Origin of the sequence: uncultured Streptococcus sp. (genome assembly GCF_963536705.1) — a bacterium.
GTDB lineage: Bacteria > Bacillota > Bacilli > Lactobacillales > Streptococcaceae > Streptococcus.
In genome coordinates this window covers 25,989-45,766 of the sequence record NZ_CAUTAP010000014.1, presented here as the reverse complement: position 1 = coordinate 45,766, position 19,778 = coordinate 25,989, and the positions used below count along the sequence as shown (strand labels likewise).

Annotated in this window: 19 protein-coding genes; 5 read left to right on the top strand and 14 right to left on the bottom strand. The window is 45.7% G+C overall.

Annotated features, from left to right (window positions below):
* Positions 1 to 21: 21 nt before the first annotated feature.
* The 6 genes from RWX26_RS08660 to dinB form a co-directional block, all read right to left on the bottom strand.
* Complete coding sequence (locus tag RWX26_RS08660) at positions 22 to 663, bottom strand: TetR/AcrR family transcriptional regulator (RefSeq protein ID WP_111676549.1); 642 nt, start codon at positions 661 to 663, stop codon at positions 22 to 24.
* A 75-nt stretch (positions 664 to 738) separates the two neighbouring features.
* Entirely contained in the window at positions 739 to 1,488 is a 750-nt protein-coding gene (locus tag RWX26_RS08655; protein WP_314580904.1) for a CPBP family intramembrane glutamic endopeptidase, read from the bottom strand.
* Positions 1,478 to 2,272 (bottom strand): CPBP family intramembrane glutamic endopeptidase, encoded by a 795-nt coding sequence (locus RWX26_RS08650; RefSeq protein ID WP_314580901.1) that lies wholly within the window; start codon positions 2,270 to 2,272, stop codon positions 1,478 to 1,480. The genes RWX26_RS08655 and RWX26_RS08650 overlap by 11 nt, the downstream gene beginning before the upstream one ends.
* A 45-nt stretch (positions 2,273 to 2,317) precedes the next feature.
* Positions 2,318 to 3,112, bottom strand: coding sequence for a CPBP family intramembrane glutamic endopeptidase (locus RWX26_RS08645; RefSeq protein WP_314580899.1), 795 nt, complete (start codon positions 3,110 to 3,112; stop codon positions 2,318 to 2,320).
* Between the two features lie 318 nt (positions 3,113 to 3,430).
* Positions 3,431 to 3,757 carry a hypothetical protein gene (locus RWX26_RS08640; RefSeq protein ID WP_002896600.1) on the bottom strand — a complete coding sequence of 109 codons (327 nt, stop codon included), beginning with the start codon at positions 3,755 to 3,757 and terminating at the stop codon, positions 3,431 to 3,433.
* Between the two features lie 212 nt (positions 3,758 to 3,969).
* A complete protein-coding gene (gene dinB / locus RWX26_RS08635) occupies positions 3,970 to 5,034 on the bottom strand; it encodes a DNA polymerase IV (protein WP_002903390.1) in 1,065 nt (354 codons plus the stop codon).
* A 369-nt stretch (positions 5,035 to 5,403) separates the two neighbouring features.
* Between dinB and pflB the strand changes: the two genes are divergently transcribed.
* The 5 genes from pflB (at position 5,404) to RWX26_RS08610 (ending at position 11,705) form a co-directional block, all read left to right on the top strand.
* Positions 5,404 to 7,719 carry a formate C-acetyltransferase gene (gene pflB, locus RWX26_RS08630; RefSeq protein WP_176799471.1) on the top strand — a complete coding sequence of 772 codons (2,316 nt, stop codon included), beginning with the start codon at positions 5,404 to 5,406 and terminating at the stop codon, positions 7,717 to 7,719.
* Between the two features lie 152 nt (positions 7,720 to 7,871).
* The gene (locus RWX26_RS08625) at positions 7,872 to 8,648 is read left to right on the top strand and encodes a threonine/serine exporter family protein (protein WP_314580888.1); all 777 of its coding nucleotides are present in this window, start codon (positions 7,872 to 7,874) and stop codon (positions 8,646 to 8,648) included.
* A gap of 4 nt (positions 8,649 to 8,652) precedes the next feature.
* Positions 8,653 to 9,120, top strand: a complete 468-nt coding sequence (locus RWX26_RS08620; protein ID WP_002898388.1) for a threonine/serine exporter family protein — start codon at positions 8,653 to 8,655, stop codon at positions 9,118 to 9,120.
* Between the two features lie 144 nt (positions 9,121 to 9,264).
* Complete coding sequence (locus tag RWX26_RS08615) at positions 9,265 to 10,443, top strand: hydroxymethylglutaryl-CoA synthase (RefSeq protein ID WP_314580884.1); 1,179 nt, start codon at positions 9,265 to 9,267, stop codon at positions 10,441 to 10,443.
* Positions 10,440 to 11,705 carry a hydroxymethylglutaryl-CoA reductase, degradative gene (locus tag RWX26_RS08610; RefSeq protein ID WP_314580881.1) on the top strand — a complete coding sequence of 422 codons (1,266 nt, stop codon included), beginning with the start codon at positions 10,440 to 10,442 and terminating at the stop codon, positions 11,703 to 11,705. The genes RWX26_RS08615 and RWX26_RS08610 overlap by 4 nt, the downstream gene beginning before the upstream one ends.
* A 48-nt stretch (positions 11,706 to 11,753) precedes the next feature.
* Here the strand turns inward: RWX26_RS08610 and fni are convergent, their stop codons facing one another.
* The 8 genes from fni to gla form a co-directional block, all read right to left on the bottom strand.
* The gene (gene fni / locus RWX26_RS08605; RefSeq protein ID WP_002926813.1) at positions 11,754 to 12,761 is read right to left on the bottom strand and encodes a type 2 isopentenyl-diphosphate Delta-isomerase; all 1,008 of its coding nucleotides are present in this window, start codon (positions 12,759 to 12,761) and stop codon (positions 11,754 to 11,756) included.
* A complete protein-coding gene (locus tag RWX26_RS08600) occupies positions 12,742 to 13,761 on the bottom strand; it encodes a phosphomevalonate kinase (protein WP_314580875.1) in 1,020 nt (339 codons plus the stop codon). The genes fni and RWX26_RS08600 overlap by 20 nt, the downstream gene beginning before the upstream one ends.
* Positions 13,751 to 14,698 (bottom strand): diphosphomevalonate decarboxylase, encoded by a 948-nt coding sequence (gene mvaD / locus RWX26_RS08595; protein ID WP_314580872.1) that lies wholly within the window; start codon positions 14,696 to 14,698, stop codon positions 13,751 to 13,753. Before mvaD ends, RWX26_RS08600 begins: the two co-directional genes overlap by 11 nt.
* Complete coding sequence (mvk, locus tag RWX26_RS08590; protein WP_314580869.1) at positions 14,680 to 15,558, bottom strand: mevalonate kinase; 879 nt, start codon at positions 15,556 to 15,558, stop codon at positions 14,680 to 14,682. Before mvk ends, mvaD begins: the two co-directional genes overlap by 19 nt.
* A gap of 150 nt (positions 15,559 to 15,708) precedes the next feature.
* On the bottom strand, positions 15,709 to 16,644 hold the full coding sequence (locus RWX26_RS08585) for a serine hydrolase domain-containing protein (RefSeq protein WP_314580866.1): 936 nt from the start codon (positions 16,642 to 16,644) through the stop codon (positions 15,709 to 15,711).
* The gene (locus tag RWX26_RS08580; protein ID WP_314580863.1) at positions 16,641 to 17,375 is read right to left on the bottom strand and encodes a CppA N-terminal domain-containing protein; all 735 of its coding nucleotides are present in this window, start codon (positions 17,373 to 17,375) and stop codon (positions 16,641 to 16,643) included. Before RWX26_RS08580 ends, RWX26_RS08585 begins: the two co-directional genes overlap by 4 nt.
* Before the next feature lie 95 nt (positions 17,376 to 17,470).
* Positions 17,471 to 18,754 carry a DUF308 domain-containing protein gene (locus RWX26_RS08575; protein ID WP_314580861.1) on the bottom strand — a complete coding sequence of 428 codons (1,284 nt, stop codon included), beginning with the start codon at positions 18,752 to 18,754 and terminating at the stop codon, positions 17,471 to 17,473.
* A 63-nt stretch (positions 18,755 to 18,817) separates the two neighbouring features.
* Positions 18,818 to 19,714, bottom strand: a complete 897-nt coding sequence (gene gla / locus RWX26_RS08570; protein ID WP_314580858.1) for an aquaglyceroporin Gla — start codon at positions 19,712 to 19,714, stop codon at positions 18,818 to 18,820.
* Positions 19,715 to 19,778: the final 64 nt, after the last annotated feature.

Here is a 19,778-nt window from a genome sequence, read left to right as displayed (position 1 = left end):
TAGTTCTGTCCCAGCCTTTTTTTATGCCTTATTTCTCTGGCTAAAGAGCTGCATGAGCTCATCATCAAAGATATCCATGCCGATCGAGGTCATCATAAACTGCAGAAAATGGAAGCGTTCTGGCAGTTTTTCAGGATCGCTTTCAAAAACGGTCCCATGCATCCAAAAATTCACCAGCAGCAGAAAAACTTCTGCAGCCTGGTCCGGATACTCGGTCTGAAGGGAGCCATCTGCCATGCCTTTTTTGATAATGTCACTGACCACAGAGGCGCCTATCCGCAGATTGTCCCGCATCATGGTCAAAATAAAGCCCGCGTCCTTCTCATACTCACCCAAAATGATGCCATCTATGGCCCGGGCTGTCTGACTTTCCAGATTGGACTTGAGGATGGTTTGCAGCTGCTCTCTGCCAGTCAGATTTTCCGTAGCCTTGAGCCACTGCTTCATCTCTTCTTCCATCAGCTCCTGCCGGCTACTCATCACCGCCAGGACAATCTCATCTTTTGACTTGAAATGATGGTAGATAGCCCCCTTGGAAATGCCTGCCGTCTGGGCGATGTCCTGCATACTGGTCTTTTCGGGCCCCTTTTGGATAAAGAGCTGGGTCGCTGTATTTAAAATTTTTTCTCTCATGGCCTGGGATTTGTCTTTTCGTTGCGCCATTCTGTTCCCCTTTGTTTCTAATATAGCTTTATTCTACCAAAAAAGCCGGGGAAATACAAAACCATAAAAATATCTTTAAGCCTTGTCTTGCTGATCCCTTTGATACCAAAGATAGATACTGTAAGCCGCCATCAAGATATAGCCTAGGAAAAAGAGCGGATTTTCCGTCCCCTTCCCCAGGAAAATGCCTTCACCAATGGTATTGATGGCCCCGTGGAAAAGAACACAGTAAAGGATGGACTGACTGACCTTGTAAAGAGCCGCCAGCCAGAAACGGGCGAGCAGGCAGGCGGCAGTAAAGACTAGAAAAGAAGTCCCTGCCTGACTGCTGCCGGGGGTAAAGAAGAGGGGCAGATGCCAGACAGCCCAGATTAACCCAGTTGTTACAGTTGCTAAGGGAAAGGGCAGAAGCTTTTCCAGAGTCGGCTGCAGGAAGCCCTGCCAGCCAATCTCTTCATTGCCGCCTGTCAGAAGAGTCGTCATGAGAAAAAGCAGAGCAATCCTGAGGGGGCTAAAACCAGGCAGGAGCGGGCTCCAAAAGACTATGGAAAGGGTGTAAAGAATTGTAAAAATCAAGAGATGGACCCAAGTCCTTTTTCGGGCCGATCCGATAGAAGCCAAGAGCTCCTTGAACGATTTTCCTAAGACCAGTTTGGCTCCAATGGCCGGGCCAAAAACACCAGCGATGGTTAGGACCTGGGAAATAATAGGAATCCTCAGAAAAGCCGAAGCCAGCCAGGCAGACCAGCTGATGCCAAAAGTCCAGAGCAGAAAAATTAGAATTTGCTTGACAGATGAGGAATCTTTATAGTTTCTAGCTTGCATCTTTCTGAACTCCTTTTCGATTGCCCTTCCAATACCACCAGCCGACCAGCAGGGCGGTCATGATCAGATTAGCAGCCTGGAAGCTGAGATACCTTCCGCCATTTGTAGCACTGCCGACAATCGTCGCCTGAGCAAAGTTAATGCAGCCGTGAAAGACCATGCAGGCAAAGACAGAGGCCGTCTGCTTGTAGAGAACCGCCAGACAGAAACAGAGCAAGATACCAAAGGAGAGATAGAAGAGCAAAGAAATCTGACTTTGACTCGTTCCCGGAATCAGCCAGAGGGGCAGATGCCAGGCCACCCAGACCAGAGCCGTGATGACAGTTGCCAGAGGGAAGGAGAATTTTTTCTCCAGAGCCGGCTGCAGGAGGCCCCGCCAGCCAATCTCTTCATTCCCGCCTCCAGCAAAGGTGATAAAGGCCCAACCCAGAGGAAACATCAGAATGGCATTCAGAGGCGGCAAGGCTGGATTGGCGATAAAAAGGGTCAAAACCCGAACCAGACAGAAGGCCAGCATATAAATCCACCAGCCCTTAGCATGAGAAAAGATAAAGTCCAGCATCTTCTTAGGATGAGAAATTTTGAGGCTGAGAAAAGTTCCCAAGGCCGGTCCGAAGCCACCGATGATAATGAGAGCATAGCCCAAAGGCTGATCCCCGCTGGTCAGCTTCAGGGCGGCTAAAATATACAGAATCAGCCAGGATCCCCAGCTAATACCAAAGGTCCAAGCTAAGTAAGGCCAAATATGCTTGGGTTCTGGCCCAACATGTGTTTGTGTGTTCATATGATTACTCCTTTTTCTTTGGCAGAAGAGCGATTGCCAAGATTTTTAGCCTGCATCTTTCTGAACTCCTTTTCGATTGCCCTTCCAATACCACCAGCCGACCAGCAGGGCGGTCATGATCAGATTAGCAGCCTGGAAGCTGAGATACCTTCCGCCATTTGTAGCACTGCCGACAATCGTCGCCTGAGCAAAGTTAATGCAGCCGTGAAAGACCATGCAGGCAAAGACAGAGGCCGTCTGCTTGTAGAGAACCGCCAGACAGAAACAGAGCAAGATACCAAAGGAGAGATAGAAGAGCAAAGAAATCTGACTTTGACTCGTTCCCGGAATCAGCCAGAGGGGCAGATGCCAGGCCACCCAGACCAGAGCCGTGATGACAGTTGCCAGAGGGAAGGAGAATTTTTTCTCCAGAGCCGGCTGCAGGAGGCCCCGCCAGCCAATCTCTTCATTCCCGCCTCCAGCAAAGGTGATAAAGGCCCAACCCAGAGGAAACATCAGAATGGCATTCAGAGGCGGCAAGGCTGGATTGGCGATAAAAAGGGTCAAAACCCGAACCAGACAGAAGGCCAGCATGTAAATCCACCAGCCTTTGGCATGGGAGAAGATAAAGTCCAGCATCTTCTTGGGATGAGAAATTTTGAGGCTGATAAAAGTTCCCAAGGTCGGTCCGAAGCCCCCGATGAAATTGAGAGCAAAGCCCAAAGGCTGGGCTCCGCTGGTCAGCTTCAGGGCGGTTAAAATATACTGAAGCAGCCAGGATCCCCAGGTAATGCCAAAAGTCCAGGCCAGAAAGGGCAGGATATGCCTTGTCTCTGGCTCTACATGTGTTTGTGTGTTCATACGATAACTCCTTATCAAATGTAGAATAGTGAAAAGTCATCCGAAAACTGGTCAAAAGCATCCTTTACTTTCAGTCTTTCAGATGATTGCCTGTTTTGAAACGCAGATTTTTAAAATCCGATCATTCGGTTTGTTTTGTTATAAAAAATAAAGACCTGCGCCAAATAGAAAACATAGTCTTTTAGTCCTTGCCTAAAATAAAAAGCAAAGATAGACTAAATAATCCTAAAAGCTATATCAGCACCGTTTAGCTACTGCCTGCTGCTTTTAGTTTCTAAGTTGTCCTGACTCTGATGCTTAAGACAGGCCATTTCTCTGCTACTTGCTCCTTTCTTGATTTTGCAATCGCCGAATTTGCCAGAGATTGGAGGCAAGGCTCAGACCCCCTACTGCCATAATACCCAGTCCTCGCCAAGGGCTAAAGACAGAAGTCAGCAAGCCACCAGCAAGGACAGCATATCCAGCTTTGACTCCCCACTTAGAATAGCGTATGAGATTCTCACCCTGTGTTATCTTTTCTAGCCACACCTTACGTTTTTCTGCCTGCTGCTGCAAAAACTCTTTCTGACCTTCCCGCTGCCGATCCAGCTCCTGATTAAACTTGAGGATGTGCTCGCTTGTTTTTTCTACTACAGATTTCTTCATTTCGGCTCCTTTCTTTTTAAAAACCGACCAGACGGTTTTTTATTTTATAAACTCAGTATAACAGACACAGAAAACTTTGTCCAGTATTTTTTCAAAAAAGATTATTTTTAGTCAATGAAAATTATCAGACAACTTAGAAACTCGTCACAAGCAACTCTCTCATACTAAAAACTATATCTAAAAAAGCCCGGTAATGAACCAAGCCTTTATCTTTATTCAAACCCCGTCACTGTCAGTCCTAGCAGACGAATACCTCGTGGTTGTTCTTCCAAGCTATCGTAAATCTCATGAGCCGTTCGCTCGATTTGCTCCTTGTCTTGAGTGGCTAGATTCAAACTTTTCCTTTTAGTCAAGGTGGAGAAATCAGCATAGCGGATTTTCAGAACGATAGTTCGCCCTTTCTTGTCATGCTTAGTCAAGCTATTTTCTACCTTCTGTGCCAGCAGGGTCAGCTCTTTCTTGATGTCCTCCTCACTATAGAGCAGTTTGGCATAGGTCCGCTCCTTCCCGATCGACTTACGAATACGATTGGATTTGACTGGACTATTGCTGATGCCACGCGCTTTACGATAGAGATCAAAACCAAAGCGACCAAACTTATCAATCAAGGTCATTTCTGATACCTTGAGCAGATCTGCACCGGTATAAATACCCATGCCATGTAGTTTTTCAACGCTCTTCTTACCAACTCCATGAAACTTGGCAATATCCATAGGCGCCAGAAAGGCCTCTGCTTCCTCAGGCAGAATAACAGTCAGACCATGAGGCTTCTCATAGTCACTGGCAATCTTGGCCAGAAACTTATTATAAGAAACGCCTGCCGAAGCTGTCAGATGGAGTTCATTCCAGATATCATGCTGAATCAGCTTGGCTATTTTGACTGCGGATTTAATCCCCAGCTTGTTTTCCGTTACATCCAGATAAGCCTCGTCGATGCTCATGGGTTCAATCAAGTCCGTATAACGTTTGAAAATTTCTCGGATCTGCAATCCGACCGCCTGATATTTTTCGTAATTCCCCGAGATAAAAATCCCCTGGGGACAACGCTCATAGGCTTCCTTGGAGCTCATAGCCGAATGAACTCCGAACTTTCTGGCCTCATAATTGCAGGTGGAGACGACACCACGACCGCCTGTCAAGCGTGGGTCGCTGCCGATAATGACTGGATGCCCCTTTAACTTAGGATTATCCCGCTCTTCCACCGAAGCGAAAAAAGCATCCATATCAATGTGGATAATCTTCCGAGATGTATCGTTAATCAGTGGAAAAATCAGCATACCCTCCTCCTTTCTCCTGCCATCAATCTCAGCTTACAGGCTTTCACAAAGTCAGCCCTTTTTGCTCAAATAAATCTGAAACAGTTTTTCGTTCTTGTAAAAAGTATTTTAAACGTAAGATTCTTCGTCAGCAATTTTTGTATGACATTTTAATTACTTTTATTATAACTTTTTTACCCATTTTTCCAAAATATTTGAAAAGAGTTATGTTTTTCAAATCTATAGTACACATCTGAGACTTTTTACTTTCTGTATTATAAAAGAAAGTCTTTCTTTCTGCCAAAAATGGTTTGTGAAACCGATTACCATATGATATACTTTACTTATAAATGTAACAGTTTATGTTGCTAGAATAAAGAGGAAAATCAAATGGTTGTAAAAACAGTTGTTGAAGCTCAAGATATTTTTGACAAAGCTTGGGAAGGCTTCAAAGGTGAAGACTGGAAAGAGAAAGCAAGTGTTTCTCGCTTCGTTCAAGCTAACTACACACCTTATGATGGAGATGAAAGCTTTTTGGCAGGTCCTACTGAGCGCTCACTCCACATCAAGAAAATCGTAGAAGAAACAAAAGCTCACTACGAAGAAACTCGTTTCCCAATGGACACTCGTCCAGCATCTATCGCTGGTATCGACGCTGGTTACATTGACAAGGACAACGAACTGATTTACGGTATCCAAAATGACGAACTCTTCAAATTGAACTTCATGCCAAAAGGCGGTATCCGCATGGCTGAAACTACTTTGAAAGAAAATGGATACGAACCAGATCCTGCTGTTCATGAAATCTTTACTAAATATGTTACTACAGTAAATGACGGTATCTTCCGTGCTTACACTTCTAACATCCGCCGTGCTCGTCACGCCCACACTGTAACTGGTCTTCCAGATGCTTACTCACGTGGACGTATCATCGGGGTTTACGCACGTCTTGCTCTTTATGGAGCTGACTACCTCATGGCTGAAAAAGTTCGCGACTGGAATGGTTTGACTGATATTGACGAAGAAACAATCCGTCTGCGCGAAGAAATCAACCTGCAATACCAAGCACTCGGTGAAGTTGTAAAACTTGGTGATCTTTATGGAGTGGATGTTCGCCGTCCTGCCTTTGACGTTAAAGAAGCTATCCAATGGACTAACATCGCCTTCATGGCTGTCTGCCGTGTCATCAACGGTGCTGCTACTTCTCTCGGACGTGTGCCTATCGTTCTTGACATCTACGCAGAACGTGACTTGGCTCGCGGTACTTACACTGAATCAGAAATCCAAGAATTTGTTGATGATTTCGTTATGAAACTTCGTACAGTGAAGTTTGCTCGTACTAAAGCTTACGACCAACTTTACTCTGGTGACCCAACCTTCATCACTACTTCTATGGCAGGTATGGGTAACGACGGCCGTCACCGTGTTACAAAGATGGACTACCGTTTCCTTAACACACTTGACAACATTGGTAACTCTCCAGAGCCAAACTTGACTGTTCTCTGGACTGACAAACTTCCATACTCATTCCGTCGCTACTGTATGCACATGAGCCACAAGCACTCTTCTATCCAATACGAAGGTGTAACAACAATGGCTAAAGACGGCTACGGTGAAATGAGCTGTATCTCTTGCTGTGTGTCTCCACTTGACCCTGAAAACGAAGAACAACGCCACAACATCCAATACTTTGGTGCCCGTGTAAACGTGCTGAAAGCCCTTCTGACAGGTCTCAACGGTGGTTACGACGATGTTCATAAAGACTACAAAGTATTTGACATCGAGCCTATCCGTGACGAAGTTCTTGAATTCGAATCAGTTAAAGCGAACTTTGAAAAATCACTCGACTGGTTGACTGACACTTACGTAGATGCCTTGAACATCATCCACTACATGACTGACAAGTACAACTACGAAGCTGTTCAAATGGCCTTCTTGCCAACTTACCAACGCGCTAACATGGGATTCGGTATCTGTGGATTTGCTAACACTGTTGATACCTTGTCTGCTATCAAGTACGCAACTGTTAAGCCAATCCGCGACGAAAACGGCTATATCTACGATTATGAAACAATCGGAGAATACCCACGTTGGGGTGAAGATGATCCTCGCTCTAACGAATTGGCTGAATGGTTGGTTGAAGCTTACACAACTCGTCTGCGCAGCCACAAACTTTACAAGAACGCTGAAGCAACAGTATCACTCTTGACTATCACATCTAACGTTGCTTACTCTAAACAAACTGGTAACTCACCAGTCCATAAAGGGGTATACCTCAACGAAGATGGCAGCGTGAACTTGTCTAAATTGGAATTCTTCTCACCAGGTGCTAACCCATCTAACAAGGCAAAAGGTGGCTGGTTGCAAAACTTGAACTCACTTGCTAGCTTGGACTTCAGTTACGCAGCTGACGGTATCTCATTGACAACTCAAGTTTCACCTCGTGCGCTTGGTAAGACTCACGACGAACAAGTAGACAACTTGGTTACTATCCTGGATGGCTACTTTGAAAACGGTGGTCAGCACGTTAACTTGAACGTTATGGACTTGAAGGATGTTTACGACAAGATTATGTCTGGCGAAGACGTTATCGTTCGTATCTCAGGTTACTGTGTAAACACTAAGTACTTGACTCCAGAGCAAAAGACTGAATTGACTCAACGTGTCTTCCACGAAGTACTCTCTATGGACGATGCTTTGAGCTAATAAACGACTTACAAACCATTTGAAAGAAGATTGGAAATCTCCAATCTTCTTTTTTATATTTTAGACTTCGAGTGACTGCCAACTTGATGATATTTTTCAGAGGCTTTATGGTATAATGGTTCTATTGCTATACTAGGAAAAGGACTGGGGAAATGACAGAGAAAGGTATCAGGGAAAAAGCTAAAGATTTTAATCTGGCAGTAGATGTCATTATGCTGGCTGGGACTCTGCTGCTGCAGAGCGGATCCGAGACTTATCGGGTGGAAGATACCATGATACGTATCGCTCATTCGCAAGGGATTATCGACTGCAATGCCTTAGCAATGCCAGTGGCTATTTTCTTTTCGATTGAAAATACAAATGTTTCACGGATGAAGCGCAATCTCAAGACCAACTACAATATCGAGAAGGTCTGCGATGTTAATCAGGTCTCCCGTCAGTTGGTAACAGGAGAAATCAGTCTTCAGGAGGCTTTTGATGAGCTGAATCGCCTCAAAGCTAAGGAGCTGCCCTATAACAACAAGCAGCTGATTGCTGCGGCAACGCTCAGTGCTCCCTTCTTCTCCATCATGTTTGGCGGAAACTTCTACGATGCTTTGGGGGCTGCCATTGCTACCTTCTTTGGCTTTGCCTTCTCTTTGTATGTTGACAAGTATATCCGCATTCCTTTTGTGACAGCTTTTGCTGGAGCCTTTGTCTTCGGACTGCTGGCTCATGTCTGGACGCGCTATTCCGGTTTTAACTCCACAGATGATTTGATTATTGCGGGCTCTGTCATGCCTTTTGTGCCCGGAATTGCTCTGACCAACTCTGTGCGTGACATCATGACCAACCATATCAACTCTGGGATGAGCAAGCTCTTTGAATCGCTCCTCATCACTCTTGCTCTCGGTGCAGGCACTTCTGTTGCCCTCCTTATTATGAAATAAGCCTATGACAATCTTGACATTCTTACTGCAAGCAGTTGCCAGCCTACTGGCTATCATTACTTTTTTAATCGTTCTAAATGTCCAGCGCAGTATGCTGATTCCCGGTGGAGTACTGGGTATGGCTATTTGGCTGCTCTATCTCCTGCTCAAAGGACCGACCAATGTCATTATAGCAACCTTTGTGGCTGCTATCATTGGTTCCTGCGTCAGCCAAATTCTCAGCATCATCTACAAAACGCCCGCTGTTGTTTTTATTTTGGCCATTCTAGCCCCCTTGGTCCCAGGCTACATTTCCTATCGGACGACTGCCTTCTTTGTCACTGGTGACTACAGCCAAGCCATGATTCACGCCACTCTGGTGGTCATTCTGGCCTTGGTCATCTCGATTGGCATGGCCAGCGGCACTGTCGTACTCAAGCTCTACCACTACTTGAAAAAGCGCCAAAGCAAACTCACAGCAAACAAACAGTAGAGCCATCTGCTGTTTTTATTTTGGAAAATACATCTTAAGCCTGATTTAGCTGAGATTAGATGTTTTTGTAAGAGTTTTATTCCTAAGTATGGTAAAATAGTTTTCGGAATATACTAGAATAAAAGGATTTAAAGAGGTCTTATAATGACAATCGGAATCGACAAAATCGGTTTTGCGACCAGTAATTATGTCTTAAAATTAAATGATTTAGCGGCAGCCCGTGGGACTGACCCAGACAAGCTTAGCAAGGGGCTCTTGCTCAAGGAACTTAGCATTGCTCCTCTGACTGAGGATATTGTTACCTTGGGAGCGGCAGCAGCAGAACCCATCCTGACAGCAGAGGACAAAGAAAAGATTGATATGGTCATCGTGGCTACTGAGTCAGGGATTGACCAGAGCAAAGCGGCAGCCGTTTTTATCCATGGTCTTTTAGGCATCCAGCCTTTTGCCCGCAGCTTTGAAATTAAGGAAGCCTGCTATGGAGCTACTGCTGCACTGGACTATGCCAAGCTCCATATCGAAAAACATCCAGACAGCGAAGTTTTGGTGTTAGCTAGCGACATTGCCAAGTATGGCATTAACACACCTGGCGAGCCAACCCAGGGAGCGGGAGCTATTTCTATGCTGATTAGCAGCAATCCTCGTATCCTCGCTTTCAATGATGATAATGTAGCTCAGACACGCGATGTCATGGATTTTTGGCGACCAAATTACTCGACAACGCCTTATGTCAACGGCCTCTATTCAACCCAGCAATATCTGGATAGCTTAAAGACAACTTGGACAGAGTACCAAAAACGCCACAAGCTAGCTCTCAAAGATTTTGCAGCCTACTGCTTCCACCTGCCTTATCCAAAACTGGCCCTTAAAGGCCTCAATAAAATCATGGATAAAAGCCTGCCCCAAGAGCAGCAAGACCAGCTCAGAAAGAACTTTGAAGCCTCTATTCTCTACAGCCAAAAAGTTGGAAATATCTATACAGGCTCCCTCTTCCTAGGTCTTCTGTCTCTTTTAGAAAACTCTGACAACCTCAAGGCTGGCGATCGGATTGCTCTCTTTGGCTATGGCAGCGGAGCTGTCTCTGAAATCTTTAGTGCCAATTTGGTAGAGGGCTATGAAAAGCATCTATCTCAAACACGCCTAGAGGAATTAGACCAGCGTCAGGCTCTTTCCATCCCGAATTACGAGCGCATCTTTTTTGAAGAAGCTGAGCTGGATGCGGAAGGCAATGCCAGCTTCTCTGGCTATGAGGAACAAAGCTTTGCTCTGGCAGAAATTGCAGAGCATCAACGTAAGTACATCAAAGTTGAGAAATCATCATGAAAGTAAACTGGACTGGATTTTCTAAAAAAAATCCTGCTGAACGGCTGCAGATGCTGAAAGAAAAGGGACTTTTACAAGATGAACATTGGCAGCTGCTAGACAGTCAGCAGACTTTGCCTCTGGAAACAGCCAACCAGATGAGTGAAAATGTGCTGGCCACTCTAGCCCTGCCCTACTCTCTGGTGCCAGACTTTCTGGTGGATGGCAAAAGCTATCAAGTTCCATTTGTGACAGAAGAGCCATCTGTGGTAGCAGCAGCCAGCTTTGCCGCTAAGATTATCAAACGTTCAGGCGGATTTGAGACCGAGGTTCACAAACGCCAGATGATTGGGCAAATCGCGCTCTATCAGGTTGATAATGCAGACCGAGCCATTAAAGATATTCTCATGAAAAAGAAAGAGTTGCTGGAACAGGCCAACCAAGCCTATCCATCAATTGTTGCCCGTGGTGGTGGCGCTAGAGAATTCTGGCTGGAGCAAAAGGATGACTTCCTTATTTTCTATCTATCTGTGGATACGCAGGAAGCCATGGGAGCCAATATGCTCAACACCATGCTAGAGGCCCTCACCCTTTCTCTGGAAGAGCTGACTGGCGGTAAGAGTCTGATGGCTATCCTGTCAAACTATGCAACAGATAGCCTAGTAACAGCCCGCTGTGTCATCGACTATCGCTTTCTCAGCCGGGATAAGTCTGAGGCGGAGCTTCTTGCGGATAAAATGCAGCTGGCCAGCAAATTAGCCCAGGTTGACCCTTACCGGGCAGCTACCCACAATAAAGGTATCTTTAATGGTATTGATGCTTTGGTGCTGGCTACTGGAAATGACTGGAGGGCTGTGGAAGCCGGTGCTCACGCCTATGCCAGCCGAGAAGGAAGCTACCGTGGCCTCTCTACTTGGACGGCAGACCCAGACAAACGCCAGCTTCATGGTCAGATGACCCTGCCCATGCCCATTGCAACTAAGGGAGGCTCCATCGGCCTCAATCCAGCAGTGGCAGCCAGCTTTGACTTGCTGGGGCAGCCTCAAGCCAAGGAATTGGCTTCCCTCATCGTATCGGTCGGATTGGCACAAAATTTCGCTGCCCTCAAAGCCCTGGTCAGCACTGGCATCCAAGCCGGACATATGAAATTGCAAGCCAAATCTTTAGCATTACAAGCTGGAGCCCAAGGCGAAGAAATTGCTGCTGTAGTCCGTCGCTTAACAGCTAAGAAGACTTTCAACCTCGCTGCTGCTCAGGAAATCTTAGCTGACTTACGAAAATAGAACAAGTAAAAAGGCCTTAATGGCCTTTTTTGTATGTCTTTATGCTATTTATTTAATCTGTTCCTGAGCTTCTTTTAGCCGACCGTAGAATAGATAGGGTACACTCTTTAATTCTTGCAAGTTTCGGCAGGACAGGGCGCACATGATAAGGCGCAGATCCAATTTCCAGCCTTCTACAATATCAATAACCTCTTCCACTGAGTGATTTTCCACCAAGTCTAGCATGGTACGAGAGAGACCAACCGCCTTGGCTCCTAAAACAAGGGATTTGATCATATCCAAAGGATGACGGACACCTCCACTAGCCAAGAGATCGACCTCGTCGCGAAGTGGTTGAAGAGCTAGCAGGCTCTGCAGAGTAGATTGCCCCCAATCATTAAGGTAATCACGATTGCCACCCCGCTGATTTTCAATATAGGCAAAGCTAGTGCCGCCCCGGCCAGAAATATCAAAAGTCTGAATGCCCAAGGAGCGCGCTTCTTCGACAGTAGAGCGATCCATGCCAAAGCCAACTTCTTTAAGAATTAGGGGAAGATCCAGTCGCTGACTATAATCCGTCAAGTGCTGGCGCCAAGAACGAAACTCCCGCTCGCCCTCTGGCATCAGCAATTCCTGCATGAGATTGACATGAACCTGCAAAAAGAGAGGCTGCAAATCAGCTATCGCCTGCTGGGCGGCTTGATAAGGCTTGTCCAATCCGATATTGGTAGCCAGCAATAAATTAGGCCGACCATCCGCCACCCGATAGGAAGGATCAGAAGGATTCTTCAAGGCTGCGCTGTAAGAGCCAGTTACAAAAAGAAGGCCACAACTTTCAGCTACTTGAGCCAACTTTTCATTGATTTGACCGCCTTTGTGGCTACCGCCAGTCATAGCATTGATGTAAAAAGGAAAGTCCCAATCACGACCAGCAAAGTGAGTAGATAGGTCAATCTCTGCCAAATCATACTTGGGCAGAGAACGGTGAACCAGTTCCATTTCATCAAAACTGTTGTAACCCGGACGCTGCTCTAAAGCGTATTTGATATGGTCATCCTTACGATTCTGGCTCATCATGGCCCATCCTTTCTCTGTATAATAGCTCAATACCAGCTTCTTGCCAGGCTTGAATCAATTTCTTACTAGATGCAGCATCAAAGCTGAGAGCAATCCCGCAGTCGCCACCACCGGCACCACTGCTCTTAGCCACACAGTTCAGTCCCTCTGCCGCTTCTTTTAAGACTTTCAGCCTGTCTGTATAAATAGCTGGACTGAGCCTTTCTAAGAGCTGACTAGCCTTTTCCATACTAGACTGAATAGCAAGCTTATCTCCTGCTAATAAAGCCTTCTCCAAGGCATCAACCTGCGTCCTACTGCCTGTCAAAAAGGACTCTGAAATAGCTGACTTGACCTGATTGACTAAGTCCTTAGAGATAGCCGGCTGCTTGGTCCAGCCAACTAGAAAATCCATGGCTAAGCAAGGCTTAATACTACGAATTTCAAACCCCCAATCCTCTGCTAACAGCTGTAGCAAATTAACTTTGCCCATACGCTTGCGAACCAGCTCTCTATCAAAAGATCGGTAGTAAATCAGGTCTTCATAAGCAATGCAGGCTAGATCTCCCATGGAGCCATTGTCCCCTCGCTTGAGGAGAACGTAAGAAGCCATTTTAAAGAGTAGCTCCGACTCCAAGTCCAGCTCATAAAGTCCTGCCATGGCCTTCAGAATCAGAGTAACCACACTACCGCTGGAGCCAATCCCGAACTTCTTGCCGTCCCTTTCCATCTTGCCACTAATATTCAGAGAAAAAGGCTGAAGTTGGCAGCCTAAGTCCTGCAAATAAGTGTTCATAACTGCTATCGTCTCCTGAATCAAGGCATAATCAGGGTCTGGCTCTAGGTTAGCACTATGATTAAACATATCTGATGTCAAGCGATAGGCAGAGGCTGTCTGGATTTCCCCAATCATATAGATAGGAATGGCCTTGATAATGGCTGGCTGACCAGCCGTCAGCACTGCATATTCACCCGCTAGATAAAGCTTGCCACAGGTTTGGACTCTTACACTAGTCTTCATCTGACAAGTCCTTTGTTTTGGAGACGATAAGCCGGTAGTCCTTCTCAAAAATAGCCACCAGATGGGCTAGGTCTTCCTCCAAGCAGAGCACCTTGACATTTGGCCCCGCATCCATGGTAAAGTAGCAACGCTCGCCCTGGTCCCGCAGCTTTCTGACAGCATCCATAGCTTGGTAAGACTCCTCTGTCAGATAAGAAAACGGCGGATAAGCTTTCTCTGTCGTGGCATGCATCCGGAGAGCATTTTCTTCCGTCAGCTGACCCACCTTGGCAAAATTATTGTCTCGTAAATAGCCTAGCATGGCCTGATAATCCAAGGCAGACTGGGCAATCCAATCTGGGAAAATGGTGGAAGTTTTAGCACAGAGCTCCATGCCGTCGCGGCTGGAAATGGGCTTTTTCTCATCGTGCAGAACCAACATAATCATGGCTAGTTTCAAATCCGTCTTGACTGGATAAATGGCCCCACTGTCCTTATCCCAGGCCGCTAGCGGACCAAAGAAAGACCGAGCTGATGACCCTGAAGCAAACTTAGCCAGCTGGGCCAGCTCTTGCGTCTGATAGCCCGTCTGAAAATAAGCATTGCAGGCCTTGACTAGGGCAGATAGACCGCTGGAGCTGGAAGACAGCCCTGCTGCAGTTGGCATATTATTGCTGGTATCAACGCGGACAAAACCATCTTCTGGAGAGCGGAAACGGTCAATAATCTTACTGATTTTGGCATGTTCTGCCGAGCTTTGCAACTGACCGTCAATATAAAACTCATCTTCAGTCGCTGTAGCCGGCAAAGGACTCAGTTGCGTCTCGGTATACATATTTTCCAGTGTCAGCGAGATACTGCTGGTAGACGGAATCATCTTTTCTGCATCTTTCTTCCCCCAATATTTGACAATTGCAATATTGGCATAGGATTTGACACTTACAGGCTTTCGATCCATGTGTTAATGGCCCCTTTCTCTCTCAATAAGGCGGCTAAGGCCTCCGCCTGATTTCTTTCTCCTACAAGAGCAATGACACAGCCACCCAGACCGCCGCCGCTCATTTTAGCTCCCAAAGCTCCGTTTTCAAGAGCTGCCGCTACCAGCTCATCTGCTTTCTGGCAAGAAACCCCTAGCTTGGCTAACTTCTCATGAGCCTTGGTCATAGCTTGTCCCATTGTCATCAGGTCCTTGATAGAAATGGCTTTCTCAAGGATTTTCGTTAAATTCCCCAATTCCTGCAGCAAAGGCAGAGCCTTTTGGCCCTGACTTTCTACAGCACGGATAGCTTCGCGGGTATGACCGTGAATGCCCGTATCTGCAATCACTAAAAAGGCATCCAGATCCAGCTCAATTTCGCTGAAACCGAAATTGCGGATAAACTTAATAGCTACATCGCTAAGGCAGGTCTTGGCATCGAGGCCGCTGGGATTCATATGGGCAATCATCTCTGCCCGATTGGCCAGAATCTCCAGTGTTTGGTCATCCAGTTCTTCCTCAAAGTAGTCAAAGACCGCCCGAATAGCTGCAATACTAACCGCGGCTGAAGACCCCATTCCCCTCTTCTCAGGGACCATGGACTCCACCTGACAGCGAATCTTAGCCCCTTGCCGGCCGAGATGTTCTAGACAGGCAAAAATAGCCATAGACAGCGTATCCTCGGCATAGAGGGTCCAGGCCCGCTCAGATGGAAAGACCTGACAGGTCACTTCAATACGATTAAGAGGCAGGGAAATGGCCGGATAGCCGTAGACCACCGAATGCTCTCCCATTAAAATAATTTTACTATGTGCCTTGCCGACACCGATTTCTTTTGTCATACTCTTCTCTTGTCTGTAGATTCTCTCTATCTTATTTTAATATACTTTGGCAAAAAAAGCGATTTTTATTAAGAGAAAATCACTGGGGCTAGAGACCAATATTTATATAGGCAGACACGATAAAACTCCGGGGCTTGCAGCCGGAGTCTTTTAAAGTTCTCTTCTTATCAGGTCCATCAGCTGGTTACGGTCTAAGATCCATTGAGCCCGCTCGTCTTTTTCATAGGTCCGGTTGGATAGGAAAATAGCCGCCTTTTGCTCCTTACGATTATACATGATAAAGGTTCCTGTGTAGCCAGTGTGATCCAGCCAGCTGCCCTCTAGATTCCAAGCTAGACTGCGTCTTTTGCCAGGCTCTTTGGAAAAATTCTGGGTCAGATTGGCCGCAAAGTCATCCTGCAGATAATGTTCCAGAAATATTTCCAAATCCCTGAGACTTGAAAATAAGCCAGCACTACCAGAATGGATGCCTAGAGCACGCGCCTTGGGGTCATGAACCTGACCATCCTTGACACCGCGAACGGTCGGCACAGCTCCTGGAACTGGCCCAAAACCTGTCTCAGTCAAACCCCAAGGCTGGAAAATCTGACTTTGAAAAATCTGATCCAAGGCCTGACCGAAGATCTCTTCCAGCATAAAACCCAAGAGCAGAAAATTCACATCCGTATAGCGAAAGGTCTTATCTTCAAGCACTGTCAAATGATTGAGTGCTTCTTTCAACTCGGGAGCTGTCAGCTGATCACGATTAGGAATAAAGGGATCTAGTCCTGATGTGTGGGTCAAGAGCTGACGCAAGGTCACATCTTCTTGATGAAAGGCCGGATAATAATGCTGTAAGGGCAAATCCAGTTCCAGCTTGCCCTGCTCATACAAAAAGGCTGCCAGAGTACCAACTCCGACCACCTTGCTGACGCTAGCCAAGTCATAGACCAAACCCACTTGAGTGGCCTTTCCTTCTTGCGGATCAGCTAGACCAAAGTAGAATTCCTGCCACCGGCCAGCTTGGTACAAGGCCAGACTAGCACCGGGATAGATACCATCTTTTAGCTGTTCTTTGATTTTACTGATGATGTTTTCTATAGTCATGCTTCAAACCACAATTCAATCTTACTAAAATCCTGACTCAGCAGGAACTTATCTGACTTAGGTACAAAGACCTCGTGTCCTTCAAAGATAGGACGCAGCGCAGCGGTTTCTAAACGATTGACTTGAGCTTTGAGCATAGTCAAGTCCCAAGTTAGGGCATTGTCTGCCTGCAAGTCTTGTCCCTCTGCTTCTATAAAGGTCAGAAAGTCCAGCGCATTTTCAATCTTGCTGTAAAATTCTTGGGCTTCATTGGCATTAGGTACACGAATTTCTACCGTCTCTATCTCAAATTGGCTAAGACCGATAAAGTCCTCTTGCTTTTCAAATTCAGGCGCCACCGTGACTTCTTGTAGATTTGCTCTATTCTCTTCTGCATGCAGAAGAACTAGATCGCCCTCTGGTGACAGAGCTTCAAAAGCATAGCCTTTCTCTCCTTTATACAGCTTAGTCCAAGCAGGCTTTTGAGCCAATAGCGACTCGATTTCTTTAGCATCTGCAACCTTGACAACGATTCTGGCTAATTTTTTAGGACCTTTGACTCGCCGCGACCGCATACTGGGTGATTCTTCCAGCTGCAGTTTCTCTGTCTTAGTCTGATCACCCAAGGACAGAAATGCAGCTTCCTCTAAAAGGGCCTTCATGCCCAGCTGATTTACGAAAAATTCTTGATTTAAATGACGATTATTTATTTTTAATACAGGGATAATTCTAATAATATGATTCGCGCTCATAATTCCTCCAAACCATTTTATTGTAATGGATTTTCATCTTTTTGACAAGAAATTATGCGCAAATAAACAATTTTTAAAACAAGAAGGACTTGGATTTATTGGTAAACGGTCTGAGCAATAACCAAACCCCTAGCGGACTCAAACTCGTACTGCAGATAGGACTGGTAGGTACCAGGTGCGATAATACCACGAATATCCAGAATATCTGTCCCAGCCTGCCCAATAATCGAATCTGCTAGCAGGCAACAGTTGGTCGACAGGACAAAATACGTCTTGAAACGACTGGTTTTAAACTTATATAGCTGCGCTCCTAGTTCATGCTTCAACTTGTAGGAGTATGTTGGCTGGCCATTTTTCAGTTCTGCTGGCGGCTCCCATTCTACCAGCAGCTGATTGATCTCAGCCAGGCGCTTCTCAACCGCCTCCTTCTCCTTATCCGTCAAAGCCAGAGAATAACCAAAGAGTGTTTTCTTGCTTTCTTTTTTGCAAAGCTCAATATAGGCGTCTTTAGGAACCTTGAAGAGAACACCATCTCCAATCATGCCCTTGCATCGCTCAGAAAAAACATCATAACTGCCATAAGAAATCACTTGTCCCTGATAGCAAATATCTACATGACCTATGGCTCCTAATAAACTTGTCTTTGAAGTATGAACCAAGACCTCTAAGTCCGCTTTTTTCTCTCTATTCTTAACAAGACTATAAACATTTTTACGATCAGAAGCTGCATCTCCCTGAATCAGTCGATTAAAGCGTTCCAGATTTTCTACCGGAATAAAGGTTGCAAAAATAATAGGTAGGTTAATACGAATTTGCCTACGCAGCCGATGTTTTTCACGGTCATTATCAAAAAAGAGGCCATCCCGGATATTGGACGTTCCCAACATCATCAAATAGATTCCCAAAATCAAAAACTGCAAGTGTCCGTCAGTCGCAGGCGAAAGAATACTGGTCAGTCCAATCCCACCATAGAGAATGGTATCAAATAGATAGCGCAAACCTCCCTTGACATGATTTTGCCGATAAAGCAGATAGGTCACTCCGTAAATACCTGCGGTTAAGAGCTGGTAGCTACCCAAACTGATAATCACAATATTGACAGGCACATCACTGATTCGGTTGAGCCAGCTGATACCTATAGCGACTGCAATCTGAAGCAGACTATGCCAGACAGCCCCTTCTTTCTTGCGCGTAAAAACATGAAGAACAATATTTACCAAGCCAACAACTGTCAGATAAAGCGAAATAAAATCGAAGGCCAGCTTAGTAAATCTGAAGCCATTGACAATGATAATCAGGCCGAAAACAAGGGCTAAAAGACCAAAGAGTAAGGTTCTACGGCCACTGATCTTATGATATTTTGATACTTGCATCTCCATCTTTACCTTCTCTATCGTTCGAAAAAAGAGCTGAGGAAATCCCCCAACTCTAATCTTATGTGCTTATCCGTAGATTGTTTTAAACAAGAGGACCGCTGTGATACCTGCAAGAATCGGTGCTACAACTGGAACCCAAGAATACCACCATTTTGAATCACCCTTGTGTTTACCCAAAACAGCTTCTGGCAGGATGAAGTGGAGGATACGAGGTCCGAGGTCACGAGCAGGGTTCAGTCCAGGTCCAGTAGGGCCTCCCAGAGAGGTTACCAAAGCCATTACCAAGAAACCAAGTGCCAAGTGAGCGACTGCTGATGAAGCATTGGTTGCTTGAGCAAAGGTATTATGCACCGCCTTATCCAAATCAGCTTCTGCTATTTTTTGACCAACTTGAGCCGCTTGTAAAGCTTGTTGCTGAACATTTGACTCAATAATTGATTTTAGCTCTGCACCAAAATGAAGTTTTGTCAAGCCTAGAGCGGCAAAGAAAAGAACAAAAGAACCAACAAACTCATTGATAAAACCATTGAACAAGGCAGCTTTACGTGATTCAGGCGTGCCATGGTCTAGGCTAGAGATAGTAGAGAAAGTACCTAAGATATTGTTAGGGTTTTCTGTTTTCAGATAGTAAGGACGGTGAGTCGCAACGACCAAGGCCTGTCCAAAGATAGCTCCTAAAAGCTGCGCTGCAATGTATGGTGCAACCTGTGCCCAAGGGAAATACCCGCTGACAGCAAGTCCCAAAGTAAAGGCAGGGTTGATATGGTTACCAGACACATTACCAAACATCAAAGCTGGAATCATAACCCCCATACCGTATCCGACAGCGATGACCAACCAACCGCTCTGATGTCCCTTAGTTCCTTTTAATTCAACGTTGGCAACAGCTCCGTTCCCCAAGACAATGAGGATAGCTGTTCCTAAAAATTCTGTGGCGTATTTAACGACCCATTCGAAATCCATTTAGTGATACTCCTTAAATATTTTTTAGACAAAGTCTATTTTATCAAGTATAATGGATAATGTA